The organism is Roseofilum halophilum BLCC-M91 (assembly GCF_030068445.1).
Classification (GTDB): Bacteria; Cyanobacteriota; Cyanobacteriia; order Cyanobacteriales; family Desertifilaceae; genus Roseofilum; species Roseofilum halophilum.
In genome coordinates this window covers 1-3434 of sequence record NZ_JAQPOK010000077.1, presented here as the reverse complement: position 1 = coordinate 3434, position 3434 = coordinate 1, and the positions used below count along the sequence as shown (strand labels likewise).

Annotated in this window: 5 protein-coding genes; 4 read left to right on the top strand and 1 reads right to left on the bottom strand. The window is 48.6% G+C overall.

Features of this window, described 5'->3' with window-relative positions:
* A partial coding sequence (locus PJF56_RS09660; RefSeq protein WP_283762459.1) for an RNA-guided endonuclease TnpB family protein occupies positions 1-667 on the top strand: 667 nt, incomplete at its 5' end.
* Between the two features lie 13 nt (positions 668-680).
* On the opposite strand, the gene PJF56_RS09655 is transcribed toward PJF56_RS09660, so the two are convergent.
* A complete protein-coding gene (locus PJF56_RS09655) occupies positions 681-980 on the bottom strand; it encodes a TMEM165/GDT1 family protein (RefSeq protein WP_283762458.1) in 300 nt (99 codons plus the stop codon).
* A 104-nt stretch (positions 981-1084) separates the two neighbouring features.
* Here PJF56_RS09655 and PJF56_RS09650 point away from each other — a divergent pair, with 104 nt between their 5' ends.
* From PJF56_RS09650 to PJF56_RS09640, 3 genes are read left to right on the top strand one after another with little or no spacing between them, the layout of a single operon-like run.
* Positions 1085-2029: a glycosyltransferase family 2 protein gene (locus PJF56_RS09650; protein WP_283762457.1), complete on the top strand. Its 945-nt coding sequence runs from the start codon at positions 1085-1087 to the stop codon at positions 2027-2029.
* Between the two features lie 3 nt (positions 2030-2032).
* The gene (gene ispE, locus PJF56_RS09645) at positions 2033-2977 is read left to right on the top strand and encodes a 4-(cytidine 5'-diphospho)-2-C-methyl-D-erythritol kinase (protein WP_283762456.1); all 945 of its coding nucleotides are present in this window, start codon (positions 2033-2035) and stop codon (positions 2975-2977) included.
* Between the two features lie 5 nt (positions 2978-2982).
* Entirely contained in the window at positions 2983-3282 is a 300-nt protein-coding gene (locus PJF56_RS09640; protein ID WP_283762455.1) for a DUF3082 domain-containing protein, read from the top strand.
* Positions 3283-3434: the final 152 nt, after the last annotated feature.

Here is a 3434-nt window from a genome sequence, read left to right as displayed (position 1 = left end):
AGTCAGGCTCTACCCCACAGACGAACAAATTCAAGTGTTAGCTCAACATTTTGGATGTGCGCGTTGGTGGTGGAATTATGGGTTAAACCAATGTATCGAAACCTATAAAGCAACTGGCAAAGGCTTGTCTCAATCTGGACTTAATTCTTTATTGGTATACGAACAGGTTAGCAATGTCCGCCAAGACTACCTACACAAACTATCTAGAAAGATAGTTGATAGCAATCAAGTCGTAGTAGTCGAAAACCTAAACGTCAAGGGCATGGTTCGTAACCCTAAACTAGCCAAGGCAATATCTGATACAGGATGGGGAACCTTCGTAAACTTCCTGAGCTACAAATTAGAACGTAGTGGTGGGAGATTGGTAGAAATAAATCGATGGTTTCCTAGCTCCAAACTCTGCTCTAATTGCCATTACCAAATATCGGAATTACCGCTAGATGTGAGAACTTGGACTTGTCCTAGTTGCAAGACTCATCACGATAGAGATGGTAATGCAGCAATAAATATTAGAGCAGAAGGTATCAGAATGCTGTCCTCCTCTGGGACGGGGGAGGCAAACGCCAATGGAGAGGATGTAAGACCCATTCGCGGACGTAAATCCAAGATGAGGCAATCTTCTGTGAAGTTGGAAGCCCACACTGTACCGTCAGGTCAGTGTGGGTAGTTCACGGGATGATCTAGTCGGGATCAAAATCTTGGGGAATGTCTTGTTCTGGCCAGAGTAAACGCACGGCCATGATTGCAAATCCCAAGGCTGCGATCGCCTTTAACAGCTTGGTTGGTAAAATGGCTGCGGTTCCTTCACCGACAATTACTCCTAGAAAACTGGCTAATAACAGGGCGGCTGCTGTGCCCAGAAATACGGCGCGGGGAGAGCGGGATGTTCCGCTAAGGGCGATCGCCGCCACCTGACTTTTATCTCCTAACTCGGATAAGAATACGGCTGCGAAACTTAAGCTCAACAATTGCCAATCCATACGGTTTCTAATTCTTGACTACAGCCCATAGTATAGCTTTGGGGGAATCGGGAACCACCTACTCCCCCTAAATCTCCCTTGAAATGTCTATATTTCCCAAAATTATGAATGCGTCTTTTTTTCCCCAGGTTTCGGTTATTGTGCCGGTGTATAACGGTGAGGAGGATTTACCGGAGTTGTTGCAGGGGTTTCGGCAGCAGACTTATCCGAGCGATCGCCTAGAATACCTGATTGTAGACAATGGTAGCTGCGATCGCACCTCGGAAATCCTCCACTCTGCTGACTTGCCCAACCTTAAACCCCTCAGTCAAACCCAGATCCAAAGTTCCTATGCAGCGCGAAACCTGGGCATCAAAACCGCTCAGTATGACATTCTCGCCTTTACGGATGCCGACTGTCGTCCCCAACCGCAATGGTTAGAAAACCTCATCAAACCCTTTGCCAAGCCAGAAATTGGTTTATCTGTGGGCGAAATTATCGCTCTTGCTGGCACTACTCTACTGGAACAACACGCCGATCGCCAAGAAACCCTCTCCCAAAAACATACCCTCGCTAACGCCTTCTGTCCCTATGGACAAACTGCCAATTTAGCCGTGCGTCGCTCAATTTTCGAGCAAGTGGGATTATTTCGCCCCTATCTAACCACCGGAGGAGATGCGGATATGTGCTGGCGTATTTTGCGCGAAACCGACTGGAAACATGAATTTGTCCCCGATGCAACCGTCAAACATCGCCACCGTCGCACCCTCAAGGAGCTGCAAAAACAATGGTATCGCTATGGAGAGTCGAACCGCTATCTGCATCAACTCCATGGGGTAGAGTTGATGCGTCCCCTGACTCTCAAAGAAACCCTCTATCGGACAACACGCTGGATGCTTAAAGAAGTCCCCATGACCAGCGCCAAAATGCTCTTAGGGAGGGCTGATATTGTAGACTTAGTGAATACTCCTTTGGGGTTGTATATGTTCCAAGCCAGAACCCAAGGGCAAAAGTTTTCCGATCTGCCGGAAAATGCCCGCCATATCGAACCCCTCTCCCCCAACTCCTAAACCATGCGTTCATATACCCTCTTAGCGTGCGCGAAAATTAATTTGTATCTGGAGATTGTCGGCGATCGCGCCGATGGCTATCATGAATTGGCCATGATCATGCAAAGTGTGGATTTGTGCGATCGCATTCATATCGAACCCTCCGGTACAGATAGCATTCGCGTCACCTGCAACCATCCCGATGTTCCCTGTGACTCCAGCAACTTAGCCTATCGTGCGGCAGAATTAATGCGCTCCGAGTTTCCCGAAGCCTTTGCTCGATATGGTGGCGTAAATATTTACATTACAAAGAAAATTCCTGTGGCTGCTGGGTTAGCCGGAGGGTCGAGTAATGCGGCCGCTGTAGTCGTGGGAATAAATTTATTATGGAATTTGGGCTTAACCCAGGGAGAATGCGAACAGTTAGGGGCTGTGTTGGGGTCAGATGTGCCCTTTTGCATCCGAGGGGGAACCGCTTTAGCCACAGGACGGGGAGAAAAGTTATCGCCTCTGCCGGATTTGGATCAATTGTATGTGGTATTGGCGAAGTACGAGAGCGTGAAGATCTCCACCGCTTGGGCGTATCAAACCTATCGTGCTACCTATGAAGAAACCTACATTCGCGACCCGGAACATATTGAAGCCTACGGTCAAAAAGTTCACTCCGGGCCGATAGTGAGGGCGATCGCCAGCAAAGATAGTGCCATCATCACCGAAGAATTACGGAATGATTTTGAAAAAATTGTTTTACCCGAATATCCCCAACTGGTCAGCTTGAAACAACGATTTATAGAAGCCGGGGCGATCGGTACACTGATGTCGGGTTCAGGCTCTACTGTATTTGCCCTTACGGAGTCCCATTCAGAAGCCGAGCGAATTAAAGCCTACATCGAACAAGAATTACACCACCCGGATCTGAAGTTGTGGGTGGCTCAATTTTCCCCCACAGGCATTAAAGTGAGTGAATAGTAACCATGACTGAAAACCAGAAACCCCCTATTTCCGGCAATGTTACCCCGGTGCGTTGTTTAACCGGCGCACTCATGAGTGGGACGATCGCCTACTTTCTCTATTTCCTCTCCCTGTCCATTATCCAAACCTTTGCAGAAAAACCCCTCGCGACCAAAAATGCGATCGCCCTCAATATCGGTGCAGCCGTCCGTACCCTTGTCATGGGAATGGGACTATTAGCGACTGGCGTATTTGCCCTGACTACGGTAGGATTATTGGCCCTAGCCATTCAACTCACCGTTGGCAAAAGCAATGCCCATTAATCCCCGTTTGGTTGACATCCTCACCGCCCTAGAAGGGCGGTGATTCCTAAACCTCACAATTTAGGTTTCTGCTTCATAGCAGTTGCCTTTACGGATTTACTCCGCTCTGGTCTTACACTCGCTCCACAGACTGACACCGCAAGTCCTGCGGC

Excerpts from the sequence above, each read along its gene's own strand:
- PJF56_RS09655 (WP_283762458.1), bottom strand. The coding sequence starts at position 980 with ATGGATTGGCAATTGTTGAGCTTAAGTTTCGCAGCCGTATTCTTATCC.
- PJF56_RS09650 (WP_283762457.1), top strand. The coding sequence starts at position 1,085 with ATGAATGCGTCTTTTTTTCCCCAGGTTTCGGTTATTGTGCCGGTGTAT.
- ispE (WP_283762456.1), top strand. The coding sequence starts at position 2,033 with ATGCGTTCATATACCCTCTTAGCGTGCGCGAAAATTAATTTGTATCTG.
- PJF56_RS09640 (WP_283762455.1), top strand. The coding sequence starts at position 2,983 with ATGACTGAAAACCAGAAACCCCCTATTTCCGGCAATGTTACCCCGGTG.